Origin of the sequence: Kaistella jeonii (assembly GCF_000812865.1) — a bacterium.
Classification (GTDB): Bacteria; Bacteroidota; Bacteroidia; order Flavobacteriales; family Weeksellaceae; genus Kaistella; species Kaistella jeonii.
Genome location: NZ_JSYL01000002.1, coordinates 460,533 through 475,265, shown reverse-complemented (window position 1 = coordinate 475,265; position 14,733 = coordinate 460,533). Strand labels below are relative to the sequence as shown.

The 14,733-nt window shown below is 33.0% G+C and carries 14 protein-coding genes; 2 read left to right on the top strand and 12 right to left on the bottom strand.

The window, feature by feature from the left end:
• From asnB to OA86_RS04755, 12 genes are all read right to left on the bottom strand, one after another.
• A complete protein-coding gene (gene asnB / locus OA86_RS04810) occupies positions 1-1,797 on the bottom strand; it encodes an asparagine synthase (glutamine-hydrolyzing) (RefSeq protein WP_039349613.1) in 1,797 nt (598 codons plus the stop codon).
• Between the two features lie 5 nt (positions 1,798-1,802).
• On the bottom strand, positions 1,803-2,726 hold the full coding sequence (locus tag OA86_RS04805) for a glycosyltransferase family 2 protein (protein ID WP_039349612.1): 924 nt from the start codon (positions 2,724-2,726) through the stop codon (positions 1,803-1,805).
• Positions 2,727-3,542 (bottom strand): glycosyltransferase, encoded by an 816-nt coding sequence (locus OA86_RS04800; protein WP_039349608.1) that lies wholly within the window; start codon positions 3,540-3,542, stop codon positions 2,727-2,729. It lies immediately after the preceding gene.
• A complete protein-coding gene (locus OA86_RS04795; RefSeq protein ID WP_052257391.1) occupies positions 3,539-4,357 on the bottom strand; it encodes a glycosyltransferase in 819 nt (272 codons plus the stop codon). Before OA86_RS04795 ends, OA86_RS04800 begins: the two co-directional genes overlap by 4 nt.
• A gap of 4 nt (positions 4,358-4,361) precedes the next feature.
• Positions 4,362-5,249, bottom strand: a complete 888-nt coding sequence (locus OA86_RS15255; RefSeq protein WP_052257390.1) for a glycosyltransferase — start codon at positions 5,247-5,249, stop codon at positions 4,362-4,364.
• A gap of 12 nt (positions 5,250-5,261) precedes the next feature.
• Positions 5,262-6,098: an FkbM family methyltransferase gene (locus tag OA86_RS04785; protein ID WP_052257389.1), complete on the bottom strand. Its 837-nt coding sequence runs from the start codon at positions 6,096-6,098 to the stop codon at positions 5,262-5,264.
• Positions 6,099-6,405: 307 nt separating this feature from the next.
• The gene (locus tag OA86_RS04780; protein ID WP_039349605.1) at positions 6,406-7,236 is read right to left on the bottom strand and encodes a glycosyltransferase family 2 protein; all 831 of its coding nucleotides are present in this window, start codon (positions 7,234-7,236) and stop codon (positions 6,406-6,408) included.
• Positions 7,233-8,165: a glycosyltransferase family 2 protein gene (locus OA86_RS04775; RefSeq protein ID WP_039349601.1), complete on the bottom strand. Its 933-nt coding sequence runs from the start codon at positions 8,163-8,165 to the stop codon at positions 7,233-7,235. Before OA86_RS04775 ends, OA86_RS04780 begins: the two co-directional genes overlap by 4 nt.
• Complete coding sequence (locus OA86_RS04770) at positions 8,162-9,439, bottom strand: ABC transporter ATP-binding protein (protein ID WP_052257388.1); 1,278 nt, start codon at positions 9,437-9,439, stop codon at positions 8,162-8,164. The genes OA86_RS04775 and OA86_RS04770 overlap by 4 nt, the downstream gene beginning before the upstream one ends.
• 90 nt (positions 9,440-9,529) lie before the next feature.
• On the bottom strand, positions 9,530-10,378 hold the full coding sequence (locus tag OA86_RS04765) for an ABC transporter permease (protein ID WP_039349597.1): 849 nt from the start codon (positions 10,376-10,378) through the stop codon (positions 9,530-9,532).
• Positions 10,379-10,414: 36 nt separating this feature from the next.
• A complete protein-coding gene (locus OA86_RS04760; RefSeq protein ID WP_126340456.1) occupies positions 10,415-11,392 on the bottom strand; it encodes a hypothetical protein in 978 nt (325 codons plus the stop codon).
• A gap of 39 nt (positions 11,393-11,431) precedes the next feature.
• Complete coding sequence (locus OA86_RS04755; protein ID WP_039349591.1) at positions 11,432-12,742, bottom strand: UDP-glucose dehydrogenase family protein; 1,311 nt, start codon at positions 12,740-12,742, stop codon at positions 11,432-11,434.
• A gap of 182 nt (positions 12,743-12,924) precedes the next feature.
• On the opposite strand from OA86_RS04755, the gene rimP reads away from it, so the two are divergent.
• A complete protein-coding gene (gene rimP / locus OA86_RS04750; RefSeq protein WP_039350484.1) occupies positions 12,925-13,392 on the top strand; it encodes a ribosome assembly cofactor RimP in 468 nt (155 codons plus the stop codon).
• A 62-nt stretch (positions 13,393-13,454) separates the two neighbouring features.
• On the top strand, positions 13,455-14,702 hold the full coding sequence (gene nusA, locus OA86_RS04745; protein ID WP_039349589.1) for a transcription termination factor NusA: 1,248 nt from the start codon (positions 13,455-13,457) through the stop codon (positions 14,700-14,702).
• The last annotated feature ends 31 nt before the right edge of the window (positions 14,703-14,733 follow it).

Sequence of the window (14,733 nt, the reverse complement as noted above, 5' to 3'; positions counted from 1 at the left end):
TTATATAAAATTTTTGTGATTTTCTGCCCAAAGAGCTAACTGAAGAAGATTCCAGTGTTTTTTATCTTTATTTAAAAACTGCTGTGAGGCATTGTAATCAATCAATTTAAAAACTGTACTGTCTTTATTTTTTAGTAAATCATCAGATAAGTGGATTAAATTTTCTTCCTCGAACCAGTTTGTAACAGAGGAGCCAAATCCTTGCTTTGTACGATTTCTAATGCTTTCTGTCCAATATTGCTGCATGGTTTTCCGCAAGATAATTTTGTCATTTTGTGAGTCTAATTTTAAATTTTCAGGAAGTTGAATACAAAATTCCGCAAAATTTTTATCTAAAAATGGTGTTCTGACTTCCAAAGAATTTGCCATAGCCATTCGGTCGCTTTTTACCAACATATTTCCCGGCACATATTTCTCTAAATCTACGCGCATGATATCATTTAAAGAATTTGGATTGATATCAAAACTATATTCCTGATGAAATTTTGATGCAATTCCTAAACGTGCCATTTCTTGAGGCGTAAAATAATTTCGCACCCTGTTTTGATGGAAGTCCAGGATGTTTTTATACTTGATATTCTGTTGCGTTAAAAAGGTAGTTTCTCTAAATTTTCCAAATTGTTTCAAACCGAATTTCAGAAGAATATTGTTATAACTAAAATGATTTCGAAGTTGTTGTTCAATAGTATAAAAATTATATCCGCCAAAAAGTTCATCTCCTACATCACCGCTCAATACTACTTTTAAATGTCTTGCGGCAGCCTGACAAATTTTAAATTGGGGTGTATAACTCATATCCGAAAAGGGTTCATCAAAGTAGGGCGATATTTTTAAAAGATCTGCCGCGATATCTCCTCTGTTCTCATGAATTTCGATGTGATTTGTTTGATATTTTTGAGCGATTTCTTCTGCAAATTTCAGTTCGCTATGTTCATTAGAGTATCCGAAACTGATGGTAGTTTGTTTTGGTTTAAATTCATTTACCATTGCTACAATTGTAGAAGAATCCAGACCGCCACTTAGAAAACTCCCAACTTCAACATCCGCAACGAGTTGTTTCTGAACTGCATTTTTTAATAAGTGAGTAAACTCTTCTTTAGCCTCTGAAAGAGTAATTTGTATATCATTTTTGGGAAGACTGTAATATCTTTTAATTTCGATTTTTTCTTCCGAATATTTTAAATAGTGAGCGGGTGGAAGCGTATAAACATTAGAATAAATACTTTGATAATTGCTTACGTAGCCATATTGGAGAAAATGATAAAGCGCTTCTTTATTGATTTTGGGTTCAATTAATCCACTGCTTAGAATCGCCTTAATTTCTGACCCAAAAATAAATTCTCCCTTATTTCCAATTGCATAATAGAATGGTTTTTCTCCGAAACGATCTCTTGCACAAAACAGTTCCTGTTTTTGATCGTCCCAAATTGCAAAAGCAAACATCCCGGGAAGTTCTGCAAGTAATTCTTCACCATTTGCTTCATGCATTGCCAAAATGACTTCCGTATCTGAACTTCCATTATAGGTGTAATCGCTGTACTTTTTCTTTAAATCTAAATAGCCATAAATTTCTCCATTAAGGACAATACATTCATTTCTAGTATTAGAAAACATAGGTTGTTTCCCAGTTTCAGATAAATCGACTATCGATAATCTACGATGACCAAGCGCAGCATTTTCAAAAAATTCGTGGTGTTCAGCATCAGGACCACGATGGGCGATTGCATCGGTCATTTGTTGTAAAGCTACTTTGTATTGCTGAGCATTGGGAGTAATTATTCCGGCTATTCCACACATATATTTTATAAATTTAAAAAAGTTGAACCCGGTTGAGTTACTCTTTGTTGAATTGCCACAAGATCAGAAGATTCCGATTTTATTTTGTTGTACTTTATTTTCAGTTCTTTGGCTCTAGAAAAATTGCCGGTCAGAACATTCTTTGCCCTGCTTAAATTGAGTGATTTTAGCTCTTTTTGTAAACCGTTTTTATATGCAGGATTTAAGATTTTAGTTTCTAAGGATAAATCTGAATATTTTTTATAATCTACTTTCCCTAACTCTTGCTTTCCATCATGCACGACTTTACTTTCGGGGCAGAGAAGTATTTTTTTTCCATGAAAATGAAGACGATTCACATATTCATTGTCTTCTCCATAATGAAAAAAGTAGGGATTAAAACCACCCACTTTTTCGATGGTTTCTTTAGGAATAAACCAATGAGCAGCGTTGATAAAACTGATTTCGTAGTAAGGTTTCACCGACTTGAAATAGAAATCGGAAATGATCCTGGTTTCAAAATTCTGAGAAATATATTTGTCTAAGAAAATATCTAATTTTTTTCCAGATCCATCTAAATGCATCGGACTGAGAATTCCTATTTGAATTTTTTGTGGATAATTTTCAAAAACTTTTAATAATTGCTCTACAGAATCTTCATAGATCCAGGCATCCTGATTCATCAAATAGAAGAAATCAGCTCCATTTTTATAAGCGGTTTCAATTCCGATATTATTGGCTTTACCAAAACCTAGATTTTGCGGTGATTGAATAAATTCAACTTCTGGAAATTGAGTTGTAATAAAATCCTGTGTTCCATCATTTGAACCATTATCTACAACAATCGTTTGCACCGGAACTGATGATTTTCGCAAACTCGAAAAACATTTTTCTGCCCAATTCATGGCGTTGTAGGTAACGATGATCATGTAGATTTTTGGTTTCTCCATTTATTTTTTAACTAAAAGCTTTTTCAAAATTCTCCATTTTCTTTTGATATTAAAAATAGCTGCTTCAGATTTCGATATTTTAAAATGATTTTCTTTCGCAATTCCGTAGTCTGAAAAGTCCAAATCACTTAACCTTTCTGCTTCACTCTCTGTATTATTCACAAGATTATTAGAATGAATATACTGAATAAATCTTGGTTCCGAATCAAAGGAAGTATAATTTGGATAATTTCGGAATTTCAAATGTTCCTCTTTCATTACCATACCGACTTTTTTTATTTCTTCTACCAAACTGATGAAGGGATTTGCAACCATATAAAAAACAGTAATGATTGCTGTGTTTTCTGAAGTTTTGGTGAGTTGTAAGCCTCTTTTCAAATCAATTACAAGATCATGTTTCGGAATATATTTTTCCTGAACGGTTGCCACAAAATCTCGATGCAACAAATCGTCATTATCAATGTCGGTCGAAATTACAAATTGGGTTTCAGATGTAAAAAAGCTTGGAATGATTTCAAGTGCTTTTTGGTGCATCTCCTCAAAATTCTGCACAAATATAGGATGAAATAAAGAAAACTCTTTTTGAATTTTTTCTATTTCCTTTTGATATTCGATTGGCGTATTCACGTCAAAGAAAACGAGCCAAATAAAATTTTTATTTGACTGATTTTTAAAAGAGGGTAAACAATATTTCCGAAAAATTTGGAAACGATCTTTCATCCATTCCTCGCTCAATGGTTTTGCGCCATCCCGAGTAACGGTCCAAACTGAAGTAGGAACATTAAAACGGGTTGTTATGAGGTGAATGAAATTCATTCTGCAGGGGGTTTAGGTGCAGACAATTTACGATATTTAAGAATTTTGAGATAAGTTTTTAGAAATGAAAATATGTTAAATCTATTAAAATTCTCTACCGGAAAAAATTCTAAAGTCGTCAGGATATTTTTGAACGAAACAGGATTATATTTGAAATAAAAATTTAAGAAATTGTTGAATGCTATTTTTTCTAAATCCGCATCTCTCTTTTTTTGAAAGTTGGAGCCAAGTTCTTTTCTGATTTGGATATTATTATCGATGAACGCTTTTTCTATTTTTCCAGAAGATAAATGCTCCAGCTGAATATCTTTAACAATATAATTCTGATATTTTTCCGCCATTCTCAAACTGAACTCGAGATCGTAACCGTGAAAACCTTTTACGTTTTCGTTAAATAAAACTTCTTCAAAATGATTTCCGGATACTGCCATAAAAACACCATCTAAAGCGATGGCTTTATCCATATTTTCTGAATCTTGTGGAACTAAGTTTTGTTTTTTTATAAACCAACCGCTCGGAGCGATGGGAATATAATTGGAACCCGCAATACCAATGATTCCAGTTGTGTTGTCTTCTAAATAATTTTTTATAATCTGTCCCCAATTCTTGGTGGAAAAGATAACATCATCATGAAGAAAAAGAAGGTTTTTAAAAATAGCTTTTTTGGCTCCCAGATTATAGGCTTCGCACAAACTCATTAGGTTCGGATTGTCAATTTTGATAATTTCGAATTCTACACCCACCGTTTCAGCAATATTTTTTTCACTTGCTAAAAAAAGGTCTGGTTTATAGGTTGAAATAATGATCGAAAGCATTTTCTTATTTAATTTTATAATAATGTTTCATTTTCACCTTAATAAAAGGTCTTTTCCAAATTGGAAATTGAGTAAGATATTCAGAAAGATAAGCTTTGAAATTTGCAATATATTGTTCAACCAGCGATTGATCCAGATCAAATTCTTCTGTTAAATCTGTAATATATTGTATGCTATTATGTCTCGTATAAATGTGGTTTGCAGTGATTTTTTTATCTAAAATACGGGTATCAAAGCCGATATTTTGTTCTTCGTGCAGTCGATAATCTCCTAAAATCTCATCTAACGTATAAAAAGAATTGTCTTTGCAAGCTCGAAGAATTAATTCAAAATCATGAATTATCAATTGATTTATTTTTCTCAGAGGGAGATATTTTTCCTTTGCTTCTTTAGTAATTACCATTGCCATTCCTGGAAATATATTTCCGGAGAGAAAAACCATTTCCAAAATTTCGGAGTTCGATTTATTAGTGGTGAAATTTCTTAAATGCCAGTAATTTTTCTCGGTCTTAAATTCATCTCCTAAAAGATTCACATTATGACAAAGAACATTGATGTTTTTATTCTCCAAAAAAGATTTCTCCACTTTCTCTACTTTATTTTCATACCATACATCATCTTGATCGCTGAGAAAAATTAGATCTCCAGAACACAGTGAGATGGCTTTCTCGAAATTTTTTACATAACCCAGATTTTTTTTATTCATAAATATTTTGAATAATCCGGGATGGTTTTCTCGATATTTTTCAATAATCGTGAAGGTTTGATCTGTAGAATGATCATCGCAAATAATGATTTCCTGAACTGAAATTGTTTGTTTCAAAATGCTGTCGAGTTGTTCTCGAATATATGTTTCCCCATTATAGGTACAAAGTGCTACAGATTTTTGCATTTATAAATTGAATTATTTGCGATAACAGAGTATATTCAGTTGCTGATTGTAAACACGTGGCTCTTCACCCAGAAAAGGAAATCTTAGCGTTTCACCTGCAAGTCGAATATAATATTCAAAACCTTCTTCTTTTAGTAAATTTAGAATGTCGCCCAAGTTTTGTTTGGTATCTTTAATTCCATGATATTCCAGAAATAGATTTTTTACCGTTCCCAAATGACTCTTCAAATCAAATATCACTTCATTTTCAGCTCCTTCTATATCTATTTTTAAAAAATCAACGGTTCTGTTCAAATATTTTTTCAAGTCAACGGTTTGAATTTTATTGCTCACCTTGGTGTTGGCAAAATCTGCAACCATGGAACCAGATAAGCCTCCATCTGAAAAAAATTCTAAAATGGTTTCTTTCGTCCAGATGGCTTTATCGTGAACACGTATGGACTGATCTCCAAATATAGTATCCACATTTTTCTGAAGAATTTCGCAAATATTTTTGTCCGGCTCGAAAGCATCGATTTCTGCATTGGGATAAAGGTGTTTAAAATACAAAACACTCAATCCCATGTTAGCTCCACAATCGATAATGTATGGAGATTCGCTTTCGCTTTTAAATTTATAAATTTCATCTAAAAAAAGCTCATCCAAAGAATGCAGTAGTGCTGTAGCGCTGGAATAATGGAACGGTTTACCAAATAATTGAACAGAATTGTTCGTTATAAATTCCGGTTTTAAGATTCTATTTCGATCAAACTCTGAGATGCCACATTTATGGTGGGGAATTTTCTCCTGAAATTTATTTTTAAGAAGATGGTAGTTGCTGCTAACCAAATCATTAATTAATTTTCTCATTTTGTGTTTCTAATATTTAATGGATGTTGGTATAAAACAGTTTTTTAAAATATACATATACTATTAATATCTTTTTGCCTTGCAGTTGTTTGATATAAATTTACTTTTTGCAATTCTAGATTTTGATGGTTTATTCGTTGGAGAATTTGTCTTTTTGTATCATAGTCATACAAACATTCTCAGTCCGCAAAAGTTTATTTGCAAACAAACCCAATAGTTTCATCCAGAACAAATTCTTCCTTGTAGGAGGGAATAATGATCATAACTTCAGACATTTTTATTTTTGATTTCAATTATTGGTGTGACCTCAGGATTTTAATTTGTAATAGAAGTTAGTAAGCTTTTCTATAAATTTATATTTTTTGCTATTTGTAATTTTCAGAAGGTTTTTATTTTCTTCTTTCAAAGACCGAATCGTTCTCAATAAGTCGAAATAATTCCCAAATTTTTCTAAATATATTTTTTCATGTTTTTCATAAATTTTCTTTTTCATCAACAAAGATTTTTCTCCTTCTAATTTGGAGAGCATGGAAGATTCTTTGATACGATAATAAAAACAAGTTTTAGGAATTTTAAAAATGTTAGTTTTTCCTATTTCTGCAAGTGATATCCAAAACTCCCAATCTTCAAAACCATAAATTAATGTTTCATCATAACCTCCAACTTCTTTCCATGAATCTTTCTTATAAAATGCTGTGCAAAAAATCACGTTTTCTTGAAGAAGAGAGTTAATGCTGTATAATTTTTGATACATCTTGCCATTTTTTGCACCAAAATGTTCTCCTTCACCATAGATAATATCGTAATTATTTTCAAACTGATCATGTGCTAATTGCAGATAATAATTTGCTATTTTGTCATCACTGTCCAAAGGTAAGATCCATTCTCCTTTCGCAATTTCGATTCCCGCATTTCTGGCGGAAGACAGGCCGCCGTTTTCTTTTAGCACATATTTAAAGCGAGGGTCTTTTTCTATCCACTTTTTTGCAACTTCTTCTGTATTATCTGGTGAACCGTCATTTACAATAATACATTCCCAATTTGTATAACTTTGTTCAAGAACGGATTGCAAACATTCATCTAAATATTGAGCTTGATTATAGCACGGAACGATAATGGAGATTTGGGAATAACTCATATCCGCAATTTAGATAACGTTTTAAGAATTTGATAGCCAATGATCGCACTGTATTTTTTTTTGGATATATTTAGAGTCAATGCTGACATTCTTTGAAATGCATAGTTTGTCTTGCTATTTTTAATCAATCCCCCCAAATAATTTACTCTCCAAAATGCATTAGTTTTAGTAACATGTTCAAACAAATCAAAATTGCGGGCGTAATCTATTTTTTTTTGTTTGTGTATCTCATCATGAGTTTTTCCATCAAGTTGTCTGTAGTGATTTTGATGCAAGACAATTTGCGAATCCACAATTTTTGAAGTCATGCCTTTTAACTTTATCCTATAAATCAATTCTATGTCATCACCCCCGATTCCTAATGCATATCGTTCATCAAATCCACCTAAATCATAAAGATCTTCTTTTGTGATTGCAGCACAAAAGTGATAAAAAACAGGTCTGTATTGGGAATGATTATACCATCCCATCTCACCGTCCATTGTAAAATGAGGATTTCTCTCCATTGCTTTTTTCAAAGTTTCCGTGTTTAGTAGATTGTCGATATTATCACTATGTGGTTTATCTAAAGAGTAACAGGCAAAACTTAAAAACTCATTAGATTTTAAGTTATTTTTTGTGTACTCTAAAATATTGGTGTAATGAATGCACTCTGGGTTTTGCAAGATGATCTGTTCTCCCTTGGCTGCCTTAAAACCGATGTTAAATGGAATGCATGAATTACAATACCATTTTTTGTTCTTCTCTAAGCGGATTACTTTCAGAAAAGGAAATTCCTCAACTAAATCTTCTAATCTTTCACTCTCCTCACTACCATCGTCTACCGCAATAACTTCAAGCAATGATGATGAGTTTTGTTGTTTTATACTATTTAATGTTTTAATAAATAGCTGTTTTCGATTATAGTATGCGGTAACAATTGAAATCATGATCGTATTTTGCTTTCCCAATTACTTTCTATTCCAACTTTTCCAGGTCTTACAATTCCGAATTTTTGTAAAAAAGCACCTTCATCTTCTTCAATTTCAAAAGAAATTTTATACTCTGGTTGATGATGAAAAACTTTATTAGAGGAAGGAGAATAAATTGCGAACGTTAAATAGTAAAATCCACTTGTTAATAAATACTGAGGAAAAGTACAATTTACCACAAATGTTCCCTCTTCATTTTTAATAAACCGGTCGGTAGTATAATCAGAAGTCCAGTAGATTAATTCATCATTTTTATCTTTCACATCAATAGTGATATAAGAATTTGGAACCGGTGTTCTTACCTCAATTGTAAATTCAAAATTTAATGAATCATTTGTAAATAATCGATTATGGCTATAAGGTTTATGCAGTTCCGCATTTAATAATTGCATATCTAAATTTGGCTGAACCGGATAATCAATTCTAAAATTTTTATCTTTAGAAATAAACTCTAAATCATAAGTGTTGATCACTTTTTCGATTGCTCCCTGTGTAATTAAATTTCCGTCTTTAAGAAGTATTCCTTTTTGACAGAGGTTTTTCACTGCTGCAATATTGTGACTTACAAACAAAACTGTTCTTCCTTCACCCTTACTAACATCGCCCATTTTGCCGAGACATTTTTTCTGAAATTCGGCATCACCTACTGCTAAAACTTCATCAACGATCAATATTTCAGATTCTAAATGTGCTGCGACTGCAAAAGCCAAACGAACATACATTCCAGAGGAATATCTTTTTACCGGCGTATCAATATATCTTTCAACCCCAGAAAAATCAACGATTTCATCAAATTTTCTTTTGATTTCTTTTCTGGTCATCCCCAAAATCGCTCCATTCAAATAAATGTTTTCCCGACCCGTCATTTCTGGGTGAAATCCTGTACCGACTTCCAATAGAGAAGCAATTCGTCCTTTGGTATAAATTTTCCCGGTGGTTGGCTTGGTAACTTTACTTAATAATTTTAAAAGGGTAGATTTTCCAGCGCCATTTCTACCAATAATTCCTACCGCATCACCTTGTTCTATTTCAAAATTAATATCGCGCAAAGACCAAACATATTCACTTTCGCCTTTTGAAGCGCGGTCATTGGCTTCACCGATTTTTAAATAAGGATCTTCTCTTCCCCGAACCTGATGCCAAAAACGGTTCAGATCGTGGGAAATAGTTCCTGTTCCGACCTGTCCGAGACGATATTGTTTTGATATGTTTTCTGCCTTTAATGCAAGCATTTTTTTAATTTAATAAATTTTTTAAAACTATTTGTATGTCTTTTTATAGAGTAACTCTTACGTGGTCTTTTAAATTGTAATTTAATTCTTTTAAACAGTATCCATAAAACTTTTCTCCACTTTATTGAAAGTTACCGTTCCTATAACCAAAAGTAGGAGAATTATTCCGGTACTGAAGAGCAACATTTCTACGGTAAACTCTCCAGATCCCATCCAACCATATTTAAAACATTCGAAAATTCCTGTTAACGGATTATAATAAGCCAGTTTTTTCCAAACTCCCGAAATCGAGGAAACAGGATAAATAACTGGTGTAGCATACATCATTAAGCTTACTCCAAAAGCCAGAAGCATTTGCAGATCACGATATTTGGTAGTTAAGGCAGAGAAAATCATTCCAACACCTAAAGCGAAAATAGCCATCAAAATGATTAAAAATGGAGTGGCAAGAATCCAGATATTGGGTTGAATGCTTCCTTTGCTCAGGTAAAAAATCCAGACGCCGAGAAAAAGTATAAATTGAACCCCAAATTTCATGAGGTTTGATATTACGATCGTTATTGGCATTACCAAACGTGGGAAATATACTTTACCAAAAATAGAAGCATTTGCTGTGAATATATTGGAAGTTCCTGTTAAACAAGATGAAAAATAGTTCCAAAGCGTGATTCCTGCAAGATAAAATAAAACCTGCGGAATGCCATCTGTAGAAAGCTTTGCAATACTTCCAAAAACAAAAACAAAAACAATTGTTGTGAAAATAGGATTGATGAAGAACCAAAGTGGTCCTAAAATAGTTTGTTTAAAAGAAGATACAAAATCCCGTTTTACAAACATATAAACCAAATCTTTGTACCGCCAAACTTCTTTTAGTTTAAGATCGAAAATGGAATTGTTAGATTCAATGGTTTCGGTCCATTGTTGTTGAGGTTCGATCATTGGTTTTTAATAATTTTTTTGCAAAATTAAGGTAAATTAATGAATTCTTGAGAGTTCCGTTCTGCCAAGCAATATTGAGGTCAGAAAAAGCGGAATATAAAGGCGAATCTCATAAATGATACCGGTGTAAAAACACATCATTATATAAGGAAGAGATAAGAGATGAAAAATCAAAATATATCGCTTTGTTTGCAGGTCTTTGGCAATGATTAGGGTGAAAATAAAAAAGGTTATCCAAAATAGCAATCCCAAGATATTTTTTGGTTCGGTAAAATTTTGAGCTAAAAGGTTTCCATCGTTTGTGGAAAAACTTTGGTTCAGAAACCTCATTCCAAAATAAACTGCAATGAAGGTTATCGCGAGAAAGAAAATGGGCTGAATCATTTCTTTTTTTAAACCAAATTTCGAATTTAAAAGCGTTGCTGCCAAAGAAAGGGAAAGTGCTGAGGATTCTCTGTTTAAAGTAGAAATCAAAATTAAGATCATTAAAAAAGCTAATGGTAAAGTAGATCTTTTCTGCAAATATTGAAGTAAGAAATAAAAGAACAACAATAGGAAAAAATAACTTGAAACGTCATAAGGTACAATTACAAACTGGGAGAAAGCTATCGCAAAAATCGCAACTGATGAAATTAAAATTTTCTCAGCATTTGTCGCTACAAAATTTTTGGTTTCAGTAATGAAAACTAATATTGCAGCACTCAAAACCATAAAAAAAGTATTTAAAATATAGAATGATAAATACATTTGAGGCTCAGAATTGGGATCTAGAAATTTTAATTTAAAAATTTTATAATCAATATTTAATGTTGATAAAAAATCATAAATCCAGATCAGAAAGTATCCACTTAAAATTCGGTATTGATAAATTCCTGAATGAAACTGTTGAGAGAAATCGGTGTAATTTAGAATTTTTGAAGAGTAAATATTTCCAAAAGAAAAATAGATAAAACTGTTGACCGTAAAGGCCAAAAGCATTACAAATAAAAGTTTAGATAGTAAATTTAATTTCAAAATTGCGTGTTTGTGTTTCGTGAAATTTTCAGAGAATTTTTATCTCAAAGTTTTCCGGCCAATTGATTTATAAAAGAATCCTGAGTCTTCAATCTGTTCTAAAGGAAACATATTTCTGCCATCGAAAATCGCTTTATTCTTCATCTTTTTCGCCATCAATTCGAAGTTTGGATTTTTAAATTCACTCCATTCGGTCGCGATTAAAAGACAGTCTGCATCTTCTAAGGCCGCGTACATTTCACTGGCGTAAGAAATTTGATCCCCCAAAATTTTCTTTACATTTTCTTCCGCGATCGCATCGTAAGCAATAATTTCAGCGCCTTTTTCTAATAAAATTTTAATATTATCCAAAGAAGAAGCTTCCCGAACATCATCGGTATTTGCTTTAAACGCTAAACCCCACAAAGCTATTTTTTTACCTTTAAAATTTCCACCAAAATATTTTTCGATCTCTGAAACCAATATTACTTTTTGAATCTGATTCACTTTTTCAGTGGCTTCTAAAATTTGAAAATCAAAATTTTCCTGCTTTCCAGATCTGATCAATGCTTTCACATCTTTCGGAAAACAGCTTCCGCCATAACCAATTCCGGGGAAAAGAAAACGGTGCCCGATTCTGTCGTCAGAACCCATTCCTAAACGAACTTTATCAACATCAGCACCAACTTTTTCGCAGTAATTGGCAATTTCATTCATGAAAGTAATTTTCACGGCAAGAAAAGAATTCGCTGCGTATTTGGTTAATTCCGAGGATTTCTCATCCATGAAAATGATAGGAATTCCGATATTTGTAAAGGGTTGATAAATTTTCCCCATCACTTCTTTCGCCCGTTCAGATTCGCTGCCAACAATAACTCTGGCTGGATTCATGGAATCTTCAACGGCGAAACCTTCGCGCAAAAATTCCGGATTTGAAACAACATCAAAAGGAACTTTAGTTTTAGATGAAATTGCTGCGGTAACTCGATCCGCTGTTCCAACAGGAACCGTAGATTTATTAACGATGACCTTATAATCGGTGAGCAAAGTTCCAATTTGATCAGCCACAGAAAGCACATACGAAAGATCTGCAGATCCATCTTCTCCTGGCGGAGTTGGGAGCGCCAAATAAATGACTTCGCTTTTTTCGAGTGCCTCCTCTAATTCGGTGGTGAAAAATAATCGTTGCGCTTGAATATTTCGCAGAAACATTTCTTCCAAACCAGGTTCATATATAGGAACAGTTCCCTGTTTCATTGCTTCCACTTTTTTCGCGTCAATATCAACGCAGTAAACCGTGTTGCCTAATTCTGCCAAAGTAGTTCCTGTAACTAATCCTACATAACCTGTCCCAACAATCGTAATATTCAAAATTTATGTTTTTAAAGTAGCTACAAATATAAATAATTTATTGCTTTGAGTTTGTGAAGTGCTAAATCACTTTTAAAGGTATTTTGCCAATATATCAAAAAGTTGTATATTTGCATCGGAATTACGGAAAAAATGAAAAGGCCTTCGCAAGAATGCCTTTTTTCGTAAAGCAAATTAAGGATATGGAATTTAGACAGCAAATAGAAGAATTACTCAATACTTTTCTTGTAGAAAGAGAAGATTTATATCTGATTGATCTTAAGATTTCTACAGCCGACGCAATTACTGTGATCCTCGATGGAGACAACGGAGTTTCATTGCAGGATTGCTTAGATGCAAGTCGTGCTATCGAAAATAATATGGATCGTGAGGAGCATGATTTCTCCCTTCAGGTAATGAGCGCCGGTCTGAGCGAGCCTTTGGTTACGCCGAGACAATTTAGAAAAAACATCGGTCGCGAACTGGAGATTATATTGACAGATTCTAAAGAAATTGAAGGAGAATTGATCAAAGTTGAAGACGACAAGATCACTCTGATTATGAAATACCGGAAACCCAAAGAAGTGGGCAAAGGTAAAGTAGATGTAGTGGAAGAAAGAGAACTTCCGTACACCGAGATCAAGAAAGCACTTGTTGCTGTAAAATTTTAATTAAAAACGATGACGTGGTACCCGAATCACGCATTATTCATCACTTACAAAAAAGAAGATAAATGGACGGATTAGCATTGATTGAAGCATTTGGCGATTTCAAAGAAGATAAAAACATCAGCAAAATTGATCTGATGGCGATTATTGAGGATTCATTGAAAACTTTATTAAGAAAAAGATTTGATTCTGATGATCATTTTGATGTCATTGTAAATCCAGATAAAGGAGATTTTCAGATATTTTTAAATAAAACCATCGTAGCAGACGATATGTCTGAAGATGATGATCTGGAAATCGAAATTTCAGAAGCGAAAAAAATAGATCCAACTTTTGAAGTCGGAGAAGATTTTACGGTAGAAATTCCAATTGCTCAGTTAGGAAGAAGAAGTATTCTTACTTTGAAGCAAATTTTGGCGACCAAACTTCAGGAGCATAACAATGCTTACTTGTACGAACAGTTCAAGGATAAAATTGGCGAGATTGTTGTAGGAGAAGTTCATCATATTCGTCACAAACATGTTATTTTGTTAGACGATGAGGATAATGAATTTATTTTACCAAAAGAAAATCAAATTCCTTCAGACTTCTTCAAAAAAGGAGAAAACGTTAGAGCGATCGTAGAAAGTGTTGATTTTAAAGGAGCGAAACCTCAAATTATTGTTTCTAGAACTGCACCTAAATTCTTGGAGAAATTGCTTGAACTTGAAATTCCTGAAATTCAGGACGGAACAATTATTTTGAAAAAAGTAGTTCGTATTCCGGGAGAAAAAGCCAAAATTGCAGTTGATGCTTATGATGACAGAATAGATCCTGTTGGAGCTTGTGTCGGAGTAAAAGGCTCCAGAATTCACGGCGTTGTTCGCGAATTGAAGAATGAAAATATTGACGTGATTCAGTGGTCGAAAAACCCTGAGATCATGGTCAAAAGAGCTTTGGGAAACATTACCATTAATAAAATTGATATTAATTTAGAAACCAACTATGCCATGGTTTATACGCCGGTTGAAGAAATTTCCCGCGTTATCGGTAAAGGTGGACAAAATATCAGACTGGCTTCCTGGTTAACTGGATTTGAAATCGATGTTTACAGAGAAGCAAGTGAAGATGATGACGTTGAATTGAAAGAATTTGGTGGTGCGGAAGAAGGAGACATCGAACAGTGGATCATCGATGAATTCACGAAAGTTGGTCTTACTACTGCAAAAAGTATTATTGATAAAGACACAGATGCATTATTGAAAATGGTGGATCTTGAAGAGGAAACCATCGAAGAAGTAAAACAAATCTTAAAAGCTGAATTTGAAGACTAAACTTCAGAAAAGCTTACAATGAAGTTAAAAT

Excerpts from the sequence above, each read along its gene's own strand:
- OA86_RS04770 (WP_052257388.1), bottom strand. The coding sequence starts at position 9,439 with ATGCTTGCATTAAAGGCAGAAAACATATCAAAACAATATCGTCTCGGA.
- OA86_RS04785 (WP_052257389.1), bottom strand. The coding sequence starts at position 6,098 with ATGAGAAAATTAATTAATGATTTGGTTAGCAGCAACTACCATCTTCTT.
- OA86_RS04780 (WP_039349605.1), bottom strand. The coding sequence starts at position 7,236 with ATGAGTTATTCCCAAATCTCCATTATCGTTCCGTGCTATAATCAAGCT.
- OA86_RS04805 (WP_039349612.1), bottom strand. The coding sequence starts at position 2,726 with ATGGAGAAACCAAAAATCTACATGATCATCGTTACCTACAACGCCATG.
- OA86_RS04800 (WP_039349608.1), bottom strand. The coding sequence starts at position 3,542 with ATGAATTTCATTCACCTCATAACAACCCGTTTTAATGTTCCTACTTCA.
- OA86_RS15255 (WP_052257390.1), bottom strand. The coding sequence starts at position 5,249 with ATGCAAAAATCTGTAGCACTTTGTACCTATAATGGGGAAACATATATT.
- OA86_RS04765 (WP_039349597.1), bottom strand. The coding sequence starts at position 10,378 with ATGATCGAACCTCAACAACAATGGACCGAAACCATTGAATCTAACAAT.
- OA86_RS04795 (WP_052257391.1), bottom strand. The coding sequence starts at position 4,357 with ATGCTTTCGATCATTATTTCAACCTATAAACCAGACCTTTTTTTAGCA.
- nusA (WP_039349589.1), top strand. The coding sequence starts at position 13,455 with ATGGACGGATTAGCATTGATTGAAGCATTTGGCGATTTCAAAGAAGAT.
- OA86_RS04775 (WP_039349601.1), bottom strand. The coding sequence starts at position 8,165 with ATGATTTCAATTGTTACCGCATACTATAATCGAAAACAGCTATTTATT.
- rimP (WP_039350484.1), top strand. The coding sequence starts at position 12,925 with ATGGAATTTAGACAGCAAATAGAAGAATTACTCAATACTTTTCTTGTA.
- asnB (WP_039349613.1), bottom strand. The coding sequence starts at position 1,797 with ATGTGTGGAATAGCCGGAATAATTACTCCCAATGCTCAGCAATACAAA.